The sequence below is a fragment of the Vibrio sp. 10N.261.54.A5 genome (assembly GCF_041471145.1).
Classification (GTDB): Bacteria; Pseudomonadota; Gammaproteobacteria; order Enterobacterales; family Vibrionaceae; genus Vibrio; species Vibrio crassostreae_C.
Window position 1 is genome coordinate 1 of record NZ_JBFRNU010000082.1, and the last position, 14718, is coordinate 14718.

General features: G+C 45.5%; 14 protein-coding genes and 1 riboswitch. Of the genes, 10 read left to right on the forward strand and 4 right to left on the reverse strand.

Annotated elements, in window-relative coordinates; genetic code table 11:
• Positions 1–1000 (reverse strand): IS630 family transposase gene (locus AB4329_RS21150; protein ID WP_371725673.1). Its coding sequence is split into 2 segments (ribosomal slippage), with 999 coding nucleotides annotated over them: positions 1–540 and positions 542–1000; the frame shifts between segments, so codons are not numbered across the junction. This gene is flagged as partial in the annotation.
• A gap of 226 nt (positions 1001–1226) precedes the next feature.
• Here AB4329_RS21150 and AB4329_RS21155 point away from each other — a divergent pair.
• The 8 genes from AB4329_RS21155 to thiH all read left to right on the forward strand — a co-directional run bounded on the left by AB4329_RS21155 (position 1227) and on the right by thiH (position 9506).
• The gene (locus AB4329_RS21155; protein WP_372098575.1) at positions 1227–2609 is read left to right on the forward strand and encodes a multicopper oxidase family protein; all 1383 of its coding nucleotides are present in this window, start codon (positions 1227–1229) and stop codon (positions 2607–2609) included.
• A gap of 100 nt (positions 2610–2709) precedes the next feature.
• Complete coding sequence (gene crcB / locus AB4329_RS21160; protein ID WP_004736665.1) at positions 2710–3093, forward strand: fluoride efflux transporter CrcB; 384 nt, start codon at positions 2710–2712, stop codon at positions 3091–3093.
• 62 nt (positions 3094–3155) lie between these two features.
• Positions 3156–3254: riboswitch (TPP riboswitch) on the forward strand.
• Positions 3255–3384: 130 nt separating this feature from the next.
• Positions 3385–5334 carry a phosphomethylpyrimidine synthase ThiC gene (gene thiC, locus AB4329_RS21165; protein ID WP_102333086.1) on the forward strand — a complete coding sequence of 650 codons (1950 nt, stop codon included), beginning with the start codon at positions 3385–3387 and terminating at the stop codon, positions 5332–5334.
• Positions 5334–6626, forward strand: a complete 1293-nt coding sequence (locus tag AB4329_RS21170) for a thiamine phosphate synthase (RefSeq protein ID WP_017072446.1) — start codon at positions 5334–5336, stop codon at positions 6624–6626. Before thiC ends, AB4329_RS21170 begins: the two co-directional genes overlap by 1 nt.
• On the forward strand, positions 6616–7398 hold the full coding sequence (locus tag AB4329_RS21175) for a ThiF family adenylyltransferase (protein ID WP_372139230.1): 783 nt from the start codon (positions 6616–6618) through the stop codon (positions 7396–7398). Before AB4329_RS21170 ends, AB4329_RS21175 begins: the two co-directional genes overlap by 11 nt.
• On the forward strand, positions 7395–7604 hold the full coding sequence (gene thiS, locus AB4329_RS21180; RefSeq protein ID WP_048610390.1) for a sulfur carrier protein ThiS: 210 nt from the start codon (positions 7395–7397) through the stop codon (positions 7602–7604). The genes AB4329_RS21175 and thiS overlap by 4 nt, the downstream gene beginning before the upstream one ends.
• A 2-nt stretch (positions 7605–7606) precedes the next feature.
• On the forward strand, positions 7607–8371 hold the full coding sequence (locus tag AB4329_RS21185) for a thiazole synthase (protein WP_017067772.1): 765 nt from the start codon (positions 7607–7609) through the stop codon (positions 8369–8371).
• A 7-nt stretch (positions 8372–8378) separates the two neighbouring features.
• Positions 8379–9506 (forward strand): 2-iminoacetate synthase ThiH, encoded by a 1128-nt coding sequence (thiH, locus tag AB4329_RS21190; protein ID WP_372139231.1) that lies wholly within the window; start codon positions 8379–8381, stop codon positions 9504–9506.
• Between the two features lie 114 nt (positions 9507–9620).
• Here the strand turns inward: thiH and AB4329_RS21195 are convergent, their stop codons facing one another.
• Entirely contained in the window at positions 9621–11411 is a 1791-nt protein-coding gene (locus tag AB4329_RS21195) for an aminopeptidase P family protein (RefSeq protein WP_102393433.1), read from the reverse strand.
• Positions 11412–11533: 122 nt separating this feature from the next.
• A complete protein-coding gene (locus tag AB4329_RS21200) occupies positions 11534–12475 on the reverse strand; it encodes a LysR substrate-binding domain-containing protein (protein WP_017061320.1) in 942 nt (313 codons plus the stop codon).
• A 101-nt stretch (positions 12476–12576) separates the two neighbouring features.
• On the opposite strand from AB4329_RS21200, the gene AB4329_RS21205 reads away from it, so the two are divergent.
• Positions 12577–13776 carry a multidrug effflux MFS transporter gene (locus AB4329_RS21205; RefSeq protein ID WP_372126438.1) on the forward strand — a complete coding sequence of 400 codons (1200 nt, stop codon included), beginning with the start codon at positions 12577–12579 and terminating at the stop codon, positions 13774–13776.
• Between the two features lie 102 nt (positions 13777–13878).
• Entirely contained in the window at positions 13879–14160 is a 282-nt protein-coding gene (locus tag AB4329_RS21210) for a hypothetical protein (RefSeq protein WP_009848181.1), read from the forward strand.
• Positions 14161–14259: 99 nt separating this feature from the next.
• Here AB4329_RS21210 and AB4329_RS21215 read toward each other — a convergent pair whose 3' ends face one another.
• Positions 14260–14718 carry a DoxX family protein gene (locus tag AB4329_RS21215; RefSeq protein WP_017061322.1) on the reverse strand — a complete coding sequence of 153 codons (459 nt, stop codon included), beginning with the start codon at positions 14716–14718 and terminating at the stop codon, positions 14260–14262.

Here is a 14718-nt window from a genome sequence, read left to right on the forward strand (position 1 = left end):
TTTTGTGACGCGATCTTTGCACTCAAGAAATCCATTCCAAGCGCTACAGACCTTCGAAACAATATCGTTATAATCAATGAAGTTTTGGTTTGCTAGATAGTGTTGCCTTAACCAACTCCACACTTGCTCTATAGGGTTAAGCTCTGGTGAGTATGGCGGCAATTTGATAATACTGACATTATCAAATGGGTTAGCAATATCATCGGTATGCCATCCTGCGCCATCCATTATTACCACTGAATGACGGTCTTTTTCTGTGACTTTAGATATCTGCTCTAGATGGTTTATCATGATGTCTTTGTTAACCCAAGGGACGACCATTGCCTCACCAATCCCTCTCGATGGGCACACTGAGCCAAACAAATAAGCGTATTCAAATTGCTGCTGTTTTACTACGCGAGGTCTCGTTCCACGAGTAGCCCAAAGACGTGTTGTTGTGTTCTGCTGACCAAACCTAGCTTCGTCTTGAAACCAGACATCAACACTCTCTAGCCCAATATGGCCGGGGATCTTAAGGATCGTTTCGATTTGGAATTTTTTTAAAATCGTCTTGTATTTGCTGTGATTGTTTAGGGTGTTTGGAACGAGAAGTTATCCAAGAAAAACCCATGTGGTCGAGGAGATAATAGATGGAATTAGGGTGGTAGTGCTTGTCAAAGTGTTTAACGATGTAGTCATGTATATCGCTTCCAACAAGGCGGCCACCAGAAGGTGATTCAGCTTCTTTTTTTATGAAGGCACTGAGTTGAGCCCGCTGCTCATCGGTGAGGTATGCAGGCCTACCAGTCCGAGGTTTTTCTTGAAGTCCTTCTAGGCCTTCTTCAAAAAAAATCCGAACCCATTTATTGACACTGGTTCGACTGACTTTGAGAGATTTTGCAATTTGTGTACGAGAGAGGCCGTCTTTAAAGTGTGCGAGCGCAAGTAAACGCATCTTCATCTGAATGGTTTTTTGCTGGCTCGCAAGCTTTTTGAAGTCAGTGTTATTAAGGCTATCCATGGCTAAATTTCACAATAATTCATCAATCTTAATTAGATCACATTTTTACTTTAATTGGTATTAGTCGGTAATTCCTGCTTTTAATAAAACCTGGCCTTAAAAGTGTAAGTGCTTACTTATCCCAGTCTCTTTTATAAACAACCAACAGCACAAACTACGCTTCTTTATGAGAACTGTTCTCAATATTTTGTTAAATTTTAGTCGTTATTACTAAAAGGCAACAAATATGGATATCTCCCGTCGTAAGTTTATTCAATCATCTCTCGCTATATCTGCACTCACTGTACTGCCCGCTTGCTCAATGAAACGGTCGGTTGATGAACAAGGAAAGTATGTTTATGACTTAACGGCAGAACCTTCAACCGCTGAACTCGTGACGGGGTTTGAGACTGATATTCTAGGCTTTAATGGTCAGATTCCAGCACCAACGATTCGATGTCGACAAGGTGAAAAGGTAACGATCCGTTTTACCAACAAGCTATCAGAACCGACAACTATTCATTGGCATGGTTTAAGGATTCCTATCGAAATGGATGGGGTTCCCTTCTTGAGCCAACCACCGATCATGCCAGGTGAAACATTCATTTATGAATTTACGCCACCAGATGCTGGCACGTTTTGGTATCACCCACATATGAACAGCGTTAAGCAGCTTGGTATGGGCTTGGTTGGTCTAATTATCGTTGAGGAGAGCATTCCAGTGCCGTTTGATGAAGAGCACGCACTGATGCTTAAACATTGGCATATAGATAAGAAAGGCCAATGGAAAGATCTAATGATCCCACGACTCAGTGCTCGTATGGGTACGCCAGGAGAGTGGAGTAGCGTTAATGGAATACATGAGCCTGTCTATGAGTTAAAACAACATGCAACAACCAGGCTACGTATCGCTAATGTCGACAATACGATCACTTACCCTATAGCTGTCGAAGGGGCTGAGGCATGGGTGATTGCCATTGATGGTAACCCTGTAAAAACACCTTATAAGCTGACGCAACATAAAATTGGTCCAGGGATGCGAGTGGATATTGGACTGATAGCACCCAAAGCCGGTGGGCGAGTTAGCGTCCTTCAAATGAAAGGACGCTTTCCTTTCTCTTTGTGTGAGTTCGAGGTTGTAGATTCAACCCTTGTTGAGAATCGCTCTCTGCCTTCTTTACCCCTTAATCCTGTGCCCAATTTAGATTTGGCTAATGCAGAAGAAATCGACTTTTTATTTGAATGGGAAGGGGCGGTTTCTCCAGTATCTAAAGATGGAAAATCTATGCCTAAGTTTTGGCTAACTAATAAACGAGCATGGGAGGGGATGAGCAAAGATAATATCCCTGAACCGTTGGCGACTTTAGAGCTGGGAAAAACCTATATATTCGATCTTAAGAACGTCACTCAATATCATCACCCGATTCACATTCACGGCCATACATTCACTGTATTGGAACTTGATGGGAAGAAAGTTGAAGAACCTTTCCATACTGATACAGTGTTACTTGGAAAAAATGGCCGAGCTAAAGCTGCATTTGTAGCCGACAACCCTGGCCGCTGGATGTATCATTGTCATGTTATAGAACACATGAAAACGGGTTTGATGGGATATATTGAAGTTAAGTGACACCTGTAACGTTTAATATTTGCGCATGCATTCTTAGTTTCTACCCTCGCTTTTATCGGCGTTAAAGCTAGAATATAGGGATTATTGTTTGGGAGGATTCATGGGTCAGTTATCTATTCTAGGTTTTATCGCCATCGGTGGCGCGTTTGGTGCTTGTTCACGTTACTTGATTTCAGAGTTATGCGTTGTGATGTTAGGGCGTGGTTTTCCTTACGGTACGCTGACTGTTAACGTAATTGGCTCTTTGATTATGGGATTGCTCATCGCCGCGTTTGAAAATGAGATGGTTGCGACGGAGCCGTGGAGACAAATTATCGGTCTTGGTTTCCTTGGAGCCCTGACGACATTTTCTACGTTTTCGATGGATAACGTGCTTCTTATGCAGCAGGGTGCGTTCTTCAAGATGGGGCTCAATGTACTGCTCAATGTGGTTCTCAGTATTTCAGCCGCATGGATCGGCTTCCAACTTCTGATAAAGTCTTAAAACTTTCTTACGATTTGTTAACAACTCGGCTTGGTTTATCCAAGCCGTTTTTATATACTCGATCGTACTTGTCGGAGTGCCATATGGCTGAGACCGTTAACTCGGGATCCGTTGAACCTGATCAGGCTAATACCTGCGAAGGGAACAAGAGTAGATATCTAACTAGAATCCTTCTAGAGATCTATCTCCAGATCACAACTGCATTTTCTTGCTGTGATCCCTCTTGTAGCATCTTATCCGTCAAGCATTTTTATCCCTATAAATAATGGCTAAAAGCCAAGGAAAAATGCTATGTCGAGTCGTAAACAAGCAAGACTGGAAGCGAAGAATTTCATTGATTCTTTATCTGTACAACCTTATCCAAACTCAAAAAAAGCTTACATCCAAGGGTCTCGAGCGGACATTCAAGTCCCTGTCCGAGAAATATCCCTCGCAGATAGCCTTGTTGGTGGCAGCAAAAAAGAGCCTGTATTCGAACCTAATGAGCCAATTCATGTCTACGACACCTCAGGTGTTTATACCGATCCTACGCATGAAATAGACCTTTATAGTGGCCTTCCTAAGTTGCGAGAGCAATGGATTGAAGAGCGTGGTGATACGGAATTGCTCGATGATGTAAGCTCTGTTTACACCAAAGAACGTTTAGAAGATGAAACCCTAGATGACCTTCGTTACGGAAACCTGCCTCGAATTCGTCGCGCTACTGGCGACCAATGTGTAACTCAACTGCATTATGCTCGTCAGGGAATTATCACTCCTGAGATGGAGTACATTGCGATACGTGAGAACATGGGGCGTCAGAAGTTCGCTGATGAACAGCTTAATCACCAACACCCAGGCCATAACTTTGGCGCAAACCTGCCAAAAGAAATTACCCCTGAGTTCGTGCGTAAAGAGGTCGCTGAAGGCCGAGCTATCATCCCTTCAAACATCAACCACCCAGAATCAGAACCTATGATTATTGGCCGAAACTTCTTAGTGAAAGTGAACGCCAATATCGGTAACTCTTCTGTAAGCTCTTCGATTGAAGAAGAAGTTGAGAAGCTAGTATGGTCGACTCGCTGGGGCGGCGATACCGTAATGGATCTTTCTACTGGCCGTAATATCCACGAGACTCGTGAATGGATCCTACGTAATAGCCCAGTGCCGATTGGTACGGTTCCTATGTATCAGGCGCTTGAGAAAGTGAATGGCGTAGCCGAAGACCTTAACTGGGAAGTGATGCGCGATACTTTGATTGAACAAGCAGAGCAGGGTGTTGATTACTTTACTATCCACGCAGGCTTATTGCTTCGCTACGTTCCTATGACCGCTAAACGTGTGACTGGTATTGTCTCTCGTGGCGGCTCTATCATCGCGAAATGGTGTCTTGCTCATCACCAAGAAAGCTTCCTTTATACCCACTTCCGTGAGATCTGTGAGATCTGTGCGAAGTACGATGTCGCTCTGTCATTGGGTGACGGTCTACGTCCGGGTTCGATTGCTGATGCGAATGATGAAGCTCAATTCTCCGAATTACGTACTTTGGGTGAGTTGACTAAAGTTGCTTGGGAATACGACGTGCAGGTGATCATTGAAGGCCCTGGACATGTACCAATGCACCTAATTAAAGAGAACATGGACGAGCAGTTAGAGCACTGCCATGAAGCACCTTTCTATACATTAGGTCCATTGACTACCGATATTGCCCCCGGTTATGACCACATTACCTCTGGAATTGGCGCGGCCATGATTGGTTGGTACGGCTGTGCGATGCTCTGTTATGTAACCCCTAAAGAGCATCTAGGCTTACCAAACAAAGAAGATGTGAAGACTGGCCTGATTACTTACAAGCTGGCTGCACACGCTGCAGACTTGGCTAAAGGACATCCGGGTGCACAAATCCGAGATAACGCTTTATCAAAGGCACGTTTTGAATTCCGTTGGGAAGACCAATTCAACCTAGCTCTTGATCCGGAAACTGCGCGCTCTTTCCATGATGAAACCTTACCGCAAGAGTCGGGCAAGGTTGCTCACTTCTGCTCAATGTGTGGCCCTAAATTCTGTTCAATGAAGATCTCTCAAGAAGTTCGAGAGTACGCGAAAGACACGGAACAAGTGGCTGCTGATCAGGCTATAGAAATTAAGATGCTTGATAATCCGTTGGAAGGGATGCGTCAGAAATCACAAGAGTTCCGTGATACTGGCTCTGAACTTTATCACCCTGCAGTAGGCGCAAAAGAAGCTCAATTAGAGGAATAATGACAGTGAAGATTCTTATCCCATCTCAAAATATTGAGCTAACGGGAGAGGTGCAAAGCTGTCTATTGGTTGCTAAGCGACAAGGCTTGGCAACCGATGCAGTTGAGTTGGGTGTAAGCCCAACTCAATGCTTCTCTATCGTTGATGGTCAGCAAGCGTTATCTATTGGTTTTGCTCATGATGTTGATTCATTGGCGGAGTGTCGCTCAAGTGAGCTTGCTCATATCGTTGATTACAGTCATTCAGTGGCGCTTGCTGATATCCGCTATGCCTTGGAACAAACTCCGAATACCATCTATATCGGCGCCTTAGGTGACTCAGCTGTATTGGATATCTGGTCACAGCTAGATGCTAATCGTGCTATCAAGAGTGAAACTCCAACTCATCAGGAGTTAGATAGTCGTGGCCACTTTGCTTGGTTACTTACTTTGTTGGCGTTGGAGTTCCCATTAGAAGATGCACTGGTTTTGGCTCGCGCAGCATCTAATGTTTCACGTGGAACATGGCCAGCAAACTATCAAAACTTTCCTATTCCCGTTCTCGAAGATGAGCGACTGGATATTAGTGTTGGTTGGGCGCACCAAGGAACATCACTTTCGTTCCCTGAACTGAGTAAGAGTAGCCTAGGACTATACCCAGTGGTTGACGATGTTGAGTGGATCGAAAGGCTACTCAAGCTTGGAATCAAGACAGCTCAATTGCGTATTAAGAACCCGGAGCAAGCAGATTTAGAACAACAAATCGCACGATCTATCGAACTTGGTAGAGAGCACAACGCTCAGGTTTTTATCAATGACTATTGGCAATTAGCACTCAAGCATGATGCTTTTGGTGTTCATTTAGGTCAAGAGGACATCGAAGAATCCAACCTATCTCAACTGAGCCAAGCTGGTATTAAGATCGGTCTATCGACTCATGGTTATTACGAGTTGCTACGTATTGTGCAAATCAACCCAAGTTATATTGCGCTGGGGCATATTTTCCCAACCACCACTAAGCAGATGCCATCGAAGCCTCAAGGGCTTGTGCGTTTATCTCTCTATCAGCAGCTGATTGATACTATCCCATACACAGAAGAACTGACCGGTTATCCGACGGTTGCGATTGGTGGAATTGACCAGTCGACTGCTGCACAGGTGTGGAGGTGTGGGGTATCGAGCCTTGCTGTTGTGCGTGCGATTACGTTAGCCGAAGACCCAAAACAAGTGATTGAGTTCTTCGAAGCATTAATGGCTGACAGTTCTACAAGTGCTGCTAATGAGGTAACTCAGGAGCTAAGTCATGCTGAGTGATTTCGAATTCATTCGTTATCAACGACAACTCGCACTACCTGAAGTGGGTGAGCAAGGGCAACGAAATTTATTAGACAGCCATGTATTGGTCATCGGTTGTGGTGGCTTAGGCAATGCTGCGGCTCTCTATCTTGCGGCTTCCGGTATCGGGAAAATCGTATTAGTTGATGATGATTGTGTGGATTCGTCTAACCTTCAACGACAAGTTGCGTTCAAGGAAAGCCAGTTAGGTTCGCCTAAGGTCGAAGCTCTGAAGCAAAAACTGACTGAGCTTAATGGTCGAAACCAAGTGAGAACCATCAATAGGCGAATGACTCAGAGCCAGCTTGAGCTTGAGGTGATGCTCGCTGATTTGGTGTTGGATTGTACTGACAACTTTGAGTCACGTCAGCAGGTTAACCAAGCATGTTTTGGTAGCAAGACACCTTTGGTTTCTGGTTCTGCGATCGGATGGAAAGGTCAGTTTATTGTCTTTGATTATCAGATGCAGAAAGGGTGCTATCACTGTTTGTTCCCGTTCAGTCATCATCCACAAACGACACGTTGTAGCGATAGCGGCATCATCGGCCCAGTTGTTGGCACCATAGGCAACCTCCAAGCACTGGCTGCGATTCAACGTATTAGCACTGGCGAGTTCCAAGTTGCAACACATCAGCTCAAACTGTTTGATGGCCAGACGATGAACTGGCAAAACTTAAGTGTCACTCAAGATAGTGAATGCCCCGTTTGCTGCACATCTACAGTTAACTATTTAGAAGAAGAAACCCAATGAGCAACATAACGATCTCTATCAATGAGCAACCAGAACAGGTTGCACAATCGTCGTCTCTAGCGGATATCATCCAAGCGCTTTCATTACCCGATCTGGGCTGTGTCTTTGCTATCAATAATGCGGTTGTCCCGCGTAGTCAGTGGCAACAAACGGTTGTCAATGAAGGCGATGCTATTTCTCTTTTCCAAGCTATTGCAGGAGGCTAACTATGTTAACTATCGCAGATAAAACATTTCAATCACGACTCTTTACTGGAACGGGCAAGTTCGCGAATAAACATTTAATGGCGAGTGCTATCGAAGCTTCCGGTTCTCAACTGGCAACCATGGCGTTGAAGAGAGTTGATATTCGCTCTGAGCAAGATGATATTTTACAGCCCATCATTGATGCTGGCGTGAACTTGTTACCAAATACCTCCGGGGCGAAGAACGCGAAGGATGCCATCTTTGCTGCGCATTTGGCTCGCGAAGCGCTAGGCACAAACTGGCTCAAACTGGAAATTCACCCTGATCCAAAGTACTTGATGCCAGACCCAATTGAGACATTAAAAGCGGCTGAGCAACTGGTTAAAGATGGCTTTGTTGTGTTGCCTTACTGTCATGCTGACCCAGTGTTGTGTAAACGATTGGAAGAGGTGGGTTGTGCTGCGGTTATGCCGCTAGGTGCGCCGATTGGGTCGAACAAAGGTATCGCTTCGGCAGACTTCTTAGAGATCATTATCGACCAAGCGAACGTCCCTGTGATTGTTGACGCTGGTATTGGTGCGCCATCTCATGCTGCTCGTGCAATGGAAATGGGCGCGGATGCCGTGTTAGTTAATACTGCAATTGCGGCTTCTCAACAACCCGTTGATATGGCGATTGCTTTTAAACTGGCAGTTGAAGCTGGCCGTATGGCTTACCTTTCTGGTCTTGCTGGACAGGTGTCTCATGCGGTTGCTTCTAGTCCGCTAACTTCATTCCTAGACGAGTAGTGTCCTTATGACGTTTGTTGATCGATTTAAACAGCTCAACTGGGATGACATTGGTATGTCCATCTTCAGTAAAACGGCAGCGGATGTTGAGCGCGCTCTGAGTAAACCTAAACGCGACTTGGAAGACTTTAAGGCTCTTATCTCTCCGGCAGCAGAACCTTACTTAGAGCAGATGGCGCAACAATCGTTGGCACTCACACGCAAGCGATTCGGCAATACAATGTCGTTGTATATTCCATTGTACCTCTCAAACTTATGTGCGAATGCGTGCACGTATTGTGGTTTCTCAATGGAGAACCGCATTAAGCGTCGCACACTTACTTTAGATGAAATCGATGCTGAAAGTGCCGCTATCAAAAAGATGAAGTTCGATAGCGTTTTGTTGGTCACCGGTGAACATGAAACCAAGGTCGGGATGAAGTACTTCCGTGAAGTGCTACCGAATATTAAGGCACAATTTAACTATCTTGCGATGGAAGTGCAGCCGCTTGATCAAGATGACTACGCAGAGCTTAAAACTCTCGGCTTAGATGCGGTGATGGTTTACCAAGAAACGTATAGCCCAAGTACCTACGCGGAACACCACTTGCGTGGCAATAAAATGGATTTTGAATACCGGCTCGAAACGCCCGATCGTTTGGCAAAAGCGGGTATTGATAAGATAGGTATTGGCGCTTTGATTGGCTTGGAAGATTGGCGTACCGACTGTTTCTTCGTGGCCGCTCACTTAGACTATCTTGAGCGTACTTATTGGCAAACACGTTACTCGATTTCATTCCCACGTCTTCGTCCGTGTGAGGGTGGAGACTCTGGTGGTGGATTACAGCCTAAATCAATCATGAACGATAAACAGCTGGTTCAGCTTATCTGCGCATATCGACTCTTGAATCCTGAGGTCGAGTTATCCCTTTCGACCCGTGAATCGGCAACTTTCCGCGACAATGTGTTGCCATTGGGAATCACCAGTATGTCGGCTGCGTCTAAAACCCAGCCTGGTGGTTATGCTTCTGATGAAGAAGAACTCGAGCAATTTGAAATAAGTGATGAGCGAAGTGCTGCCGATGTTGAGTCAATGATTCGTCAACGTGGTTTTGATCCTGTGTGGCGAGACTGGCACAGTGCTTACTCTGGTTAGCGAACACACAGATTTATGTTCCACGTGAAACATCGACGAAGTTAAATCGACAAATATAAACGGCTACCCTAAGGTAGCCGTTTTTCATTTCATTAAGTTTGAATTAGCTAAGCATTAAGCATGAGCAAGTGGAGTGGTTGATTGGCGTAACCATTCCAATGTATCACCTTCAACTAATGGGCTAACATCGTTCCATACTTTCTGGTGGTAATCATTAAGCCATGCAAGTTCAGGTCGTGTCAGTAAATCGACGTTGATGTTGCGCTTATCGATAGGGCAACGTGTTAGCGACTCAAACGTTAGTACTGAGAAGTCACCTTGAGTTGGCAGCTCAACCACCAGTTCTAGGTTTTCGATACGGATACCAAATTCATCTGCACGGTAGTAACCCGGCTCGTTTGATAACACCATGCCTTCAACAAGAGGTACATCGATTAGCTTCTTAGAGATACTTTGCGGACCTTCATGAACACTTAGGAAATGACCAACACCGTGACCAGTACCGTGGTCGTAGTCGAAGCCTTCTGCCCATAAGTGTTGGCGAGCTAGAATATCAAGTTGGAAACCACGAGTACCCTGCGGGAAACGTGCACGCGCGATACCGATGTGACCTTTAAGCGCTAACGTGAACTGCTGGATCATTTCGTCGCTTGGCTGGCCAATCGCGATAGTTCGAGTGATGTCGGTTGTACCATCTAGGTACTGACCGCCTGAATCGACTAGGTAAAGAGTATTCATCTCTAACTGACCTGGTTCAGGTTGGTTCTCGTGGTTGTAGTGACACATTGCTGCGTTGCCGCCTGCTGCTGAAATCGTGTCAAAACTTAGGTCCATCAGCGTTGGGTCTTGTTCGCGGAATGATTGAACTTTGTCTGCTAGCACAGCTTCATTGTGCAGATTACCTTGCGTGACTTCTGCATCAATCCAAGATAGGAACTTCGCCATCGCAACACCATCACGAATGTGACACGCTTTCATGCCGGCAATTTCAGTTTCATTCTTTGCTGCTTTTGGCATTAGGCATGGGTCTGCTGCTTCAATGATATGAGCACCAGAGTTTTGTAGAACCAGCGTGTACCAAGCGTTACTGGTACCTGAATCGACAGATACATTTTTGCCTTCCAAAGATTGAAGGCGTGCTTCAAGCTCTGATGGGTGAGATACGCGAATACCATTGCCAACGTGTGCTTCAAAGCCCGTAGGAATACGAGCTGGGTCTAGGAAGAAGTCGACGCTTTCATCGGCGTGGATGATCGCATTGGATAACACAACAGGTAGGCGAGATACGTCCAAGCCGCGAATGTTAAGCAACCAACAGATCGAATCGAGTTCCGTAAGGATAGCGGCATCAGCACCTTTGGCTTTTAGTAAGCCAGCAATCTCCGCACGTTTGCTTTCACTTGATTGGCCTACTGCGTCTGTTGCCATTAAGCGAACATCAGATACCACCGGCTCAGGACGATCAGACCAAAGCTCATCAATTGGATTCGAAGATAGTGTTGTTAGTTCAACTTTCTCTGCCAGTTTAGCTTGAGCGCCTTTCAACCAAGCAGCAGTGTGCATGCGTGGGTCGAATGCAACCTTGCTGCCTTGTGCTAGAGAACTGGTGATCCAATCTAAAGCCGGCTCTTCAATAAGGTGGCGATACTCAAATAACTCTGCTGGTACCTGCTTACGAACCTGAACCGTGTAGCGACCATCAACAAAAATAGCAGCGTTCTCACGAGTGATAACTGCCGCACCAGCAGAGCCAGTGAAACCTGTTAACCAGTGAAGTCGCTCGTTATGAGCAGGAACGTATTCACCTAGATATTCGTCTTCATGTGGAATGATAACGGCATCTAGGTTGTTTGTTTCAAGCCAAGCTCGAACCGCAGCAACGCGTTCAGCAGTGATATTGTGCATCTGTGTTTATCCTTATTATTAGGGTCCTTGTTAACACTCACAGTCGATATACATGCGAGGGGACTTATTAGGTCAATAAGCTAGCGCTTTTGTTCGTTTGCTGCAAACGCTGTACGCCATTTTTATCTAAGGTGCAGAGTTTTTTCTTTGATGATATCTCGTAGCCAAGTTAACGCTGGGTCATTTTCTCTGTCACGGTGCCAAAACAGAGTGTATGCCATCGGTGGGAATTCCATCGGTAAAGGGACAACCACTAAGTCGAGTTGCTTGGCGACGAGGTAAGTAAAGTGGCTTGGTGCAGTAAACACAAAGTCGGTGTAGGTACATAGGCTTGCGGCGCTATTGAAGTCTGGAACAGAAATAGCGATATCACGTTGGTGACCAAGGTCGGCAAGCTTATAGTCGAGCAGCCAACGATCGTTACCATCACATCTTACTTGTACATGACGCTGTGCAAGGTAGGTTTCCAGATCCCATTTGCCATTCAGAGCGGGGTGGTTGCGTCTTAGCACACACATCTGCGCGTCACGGTAGATCTCTTGCTCGCAAATATCATCTGGCGGCAGCATAGTTAAACGTGCGTCGTTGATGTCGATGTCTTTACCTGTGAGTCCGATATCGAGCTCACCGAGCTGCAGCTTCTTAAAGGTTTGCTCCGTCCAAGCGTGGGTGTTGATATTCACCTTAGGGGCTTGTCGAAATATCGCTGGTAAGAAGTGCGGAAGAATCAGCGGGTAAACACTCTCAACGGCAGCGATGTGAAAGCTGTGGTCGCTGTTATTGGGAATGAATGTCTCAGGCTGAGTGAGAACATCAAGTTGGTTGATCAACGTTTCTAAGCGAGGCTTAAGGAAAACAGCTTTCGGTGTTGGTCTCAGGCCATGTGCGCTTCGCGTGAAAAGAGGGTCATTAAATTGTTCACGAAGCTTGGCTAACGATTTACTTACAGCCGATTGACTCAGACACAATCGATGTGCGGTGCGCGTGACGCTTAGCTCTTCCATCAGAACCTGTAAGCAAACCAGTAGGTTTAAGTCGAGGCGTGATAGTTTCTCAATATTCATATGAGTTTCCTATTTGGAATAATGCTAATGAGTATATGCCATTTTTGTTCATATCTTTAGTTGGTTATTATGCACCTAAATTAACTCATTCGGAGAATCTTGTGCCTTCTAACGCGCTTCCAACCCCTAGTAAACTGCAGGTTGCTTTATTGGCAATGTTGGTTTTATTTAGCCCTCTGGCTATTGATATCTACCTACCAGCTCTGCCACAAATTTCGACAGCGTTTCACGTGGAACATGCACTAGCACAAGATACGATTACCTGGTTTTTATTCGCCATGGGTGTCGGGCAATTATTTGCTGGCCCTTTGGCTGATAAGCTAGGACGTCGAACCGTTGCATTGGGAGGTGTTAGTATCTATGCATTGAGTGCTTGCTTGGCGTGGGCAGCTCAATCGATTGATATGATGCTAATGGCTCGGCTGCTACAAGGCTTAGGAGCTTGTGCGACTTCTGTAGCAGCCTTTGCAACGGTTCGCGATCTATTTGGCCCAGAGAAGAGTGGCCGTATGATCAGCTACCTTAATGGTGCAATCTGTTTTATTCCTGCTTTGGCACCCATTCTTGGCGCTTGGTTAACACATCAATTTGGTTGGCGCTCGAACTTTAGCTTTATGGCAGTCTTTGCTGTCGTTGTTGGCACTATCTTATTCTTCCAAATGAAAGAGTCTAACCCTGCGACAGAAAAGGTTGCGGTATTCAAGCTTGAGCGATACTGGTCAGTATTGAAAACACCATCATTCCTTTTCCACGCAACCTTGTGTCTGATGGCGATGGCGGTTATCCTCGCTTATGTAACCTCTGCACCAGTTGTGTTGATGGAAAACCTAGGCCTGACCATGAAAGAGTTTACTTTCTGGTTTGGTGTTAATGCGGCCATCAACATTGCAGCTGCGTTTACTGCACCTAAATTTATGGACCGTTTTGGTACCTATAAAGCACTGGTGGTTGGTATCTCGACGCTGGGCTTAGCGGGTGTGATTATGTTGGTGCTTGCTGAGCACGCTACTCCAATCGCGTTCATGCTACCGATCTTCTTATCGTCAGTTGGCTTTGCTTGGATTCTTGGTGCTGCGGCAGGTAAAGCTCTAGAACCTTTCGGTGACCGTGCGGGTACAGCTGCTGCGCTGCTTGGCTTGTTCCAAATGAGCGGTTCAGGGCTTCTTGTGGGTACCATGCAACGTCTTGATTTAACGTCGCAAGTGATGATTGCTCTGCAAATGTTCCTGATTGTTCCTGCGTTATTAGTGCTTGCGAGCAAAGCGGGTAAGTCTTGGCACACGACGTTTGCTAAGGCATAAGTTACAAGGGTGACAAAATATACAAATGGCGGTTTTCGAAACGTTAAAACATGGTATATTTGTCACTCATTGAAACGTTAGTCCCCAACGGAAAATACTGTAATGTCATTAACAACCTACGAAATGGCGCGCGTCTTAGAACAAATGGAAGATGCACCTGAAAAGGTCATGTTTGGTAAACTGCTTAAAGAGCTAGGCAACCAAAGTGAAGAGCGTATTCGCAGTGCGGCAAAACAAGTTCCAATCGATACTTTGCGAGATATCATTTACCAATTTCAGCGTGTGGTAGAGTCTCGTAAGGGTGAGCAGGTTCAGCTATTGGCAAAAGAACTTGCAGAGCAAGGCATCTCTGCTGAAGAGCTACAAGCTTTTCTAAATAAGTAAGCTTATCCCAGTTAAAAAAGAAACCACTCAATTGAGTGGTTTCTTGCGTTTGGGCTGTAGCATTTAGCTTTAGCAGTTCAAAAGAGGTGAAAACTTATTTTAATTCCTGAACTGCGCTTTCAAAACTCTATCAAGTGAGAATGGTCCTGCGCCCCACACGACAACGATAAGAATCATTAACCCCCAAAGCTGATGATCGTAGAAGCCTTGATCCCACAATACAGGGTAAGACACGACAGCAATGATATTGAAAACGAACAACACCGCAGCCATAGGTCGTGTTAATAAACCGAGCGCTAAAAACATCGGTAGAATTAACTCAGCGGCAGTGCCCATGTAAGCAGCCAATTCCCAAGGTAGCAGTGGCACTTGGTATTCCAATTCAAACAAGTAAAGCGTGCTATCCCAAGTAGCTATCTTGGTGAGTCCAGAATTAAAGAATACCCACGCCACCCAAAGGCGACAAAATAGTAGAAGCACTGGAACAAAAAGTGCCTGTGATTTCTCAATCAAACTGTCGTATTGAGCCATCATGTTCGTGACTGTGTTGTTATCCAT

Excerpts from the sequence above, each read along its gene's own strand:
- thiS (WP_048610390.1), top strand. The coding sequence starts at position 7,395 with ATGAGCAACATAACGATCTCTATCAATGAGCAACCAGAACAGGTTGCA.
- AB4329_RS21175 (WP_372139230.1), top strand. The coding sequence starts at position 6,616 with ATGCTGAGTGATTTCGAATTCATTCGTTATCAACGACAACTCGCACTA.
- AB4329_RS21195 (WP_102393433.1), bottom strand. The coding sequence starts at position 11,411 with ATGCACAATATCACTGCTGAACGCGTTGCTGCGGTTCGAGCTTGGCTT.
- AB4329_RS21215 (WP_017061322.1), bottom strand. The coding sequence starts at position 14,718 with ATGGATAACAACACAGTCACGAACATGATGGCTCAATACGACAGTTTG.
- thiH (WP_372139231.1), top strand. The coding sequence starts at position 8,379 with ATGACGTTTGTTGATCGATTTAAACAGCTCAACTGGGATGACATTGGT.
- AB4329_RS21185 (WP_017067772.1), top strand. The coding sequence starts at position 7,607 with ATGTTAACTATCGCAGATAAAACATTTCAATCACGACTCTTTACTGGA.
- AB4329_RS21170 (WP_017072446.1), top strand. The coding sequence starts at position 5,334 with ATGACAGTGAAGATTCTTATCCCATCTCAAAATATTGAGCTAACGGGA.
- AB4329_RS21155 (WP_372098575.1), top strand. The coding sequence starts at position 1,227 with ATGGATATCTCCCGTCGTAAGTTTATTCAATCATCTCTCGCTATATCT.
- AB4329_RS21200 (WP_017061320.1), bottom strand. The coding sequence starts at position 12,475 with ATGAATATTGAGAAACTATCACGCCTCGACTTAAACCTACTGGTTTGC.
- AB4329_RS21210 (WP_009848181.1), top strand. The coding sequence starts at position 13,879 with ATGTCATTAACAACCTACGAAATGGCGCGCGTCTTAGAACAAATGGAA.
- thiC (WP_102333086.1), top strand. The coding sequence starts at position 3,385 with ATGTCGAGTCGTAAACAAGCAAGACTGGAAGCGAAGAATTTCATTGAT.
- crcB (WP_004736665.1), top strand. The coding sequence starts at position 2,710 with ATGGGTCAGTTATCTATTCTAGGTTTTATCGCCATCGGTGGCGCGTTT.